The 406-nt window shown below is 67.7% G+C and carries 1 protein-coding gene; it reads left to right on the plus strand.

Going from position 1 to position 406, the window contains the following annotated elements:
• A partial coding sequence (locus DY467_RS25855) for a LysR substrate-binding domain-containing protein (protein WP_246701655.1) occupies nucleotides 1-406 on the plus strand: 406 nt, incomplete at both ends.

Raw genomic sequence — 406 nt, forward strand, 5'->3', positions numbered from 1 at the left:
GCGCGGCCCGGTCTGCGGCTCGATGTCCGCGCCGACCAGAGCCTGAACCTGAAGCGCGATCTGGACCGCGGCGATCTCGATCTCGTGCTGTTCAAGCGCGAAGCCGGCGGCTCCGACGCGATCGCGGTTTGGCCAGAGCGGGTGTACTGGGTGAACAGCAAGAACCACCCCTGCAACGCCAAGGCCGACAGCCTGCCGCTGATCTTCTTCCCCGGCGGCTGCCTGTATCGCACCCGCGCGATCCATGCGATCGAAGCCACCGGGCGGCGCTGGCACATGGCGTACAGCAGTGCAAACCTCGCCGGGATTCAGGCGGCTGTCGCCGCCGGGCTCGGCCTGTCGATCCTGTCGGAAATCTCGATCCAGGCTGATCACCGCAAGCTGACCGCGCGCGACGGCTTTCCGC

Source organism: Rhodopseudomonas sp. BR0G17 (assembly GCF_010907025.1).
GTDB classification, from domain to species: domain Bacteria; phylum Pseudomonadota; class Alphaproteobacteria; order Rhizobiales; family Xanthobacteraceae; genus Rhodopseudomonas; species Rhodopseudomonas palustris_H.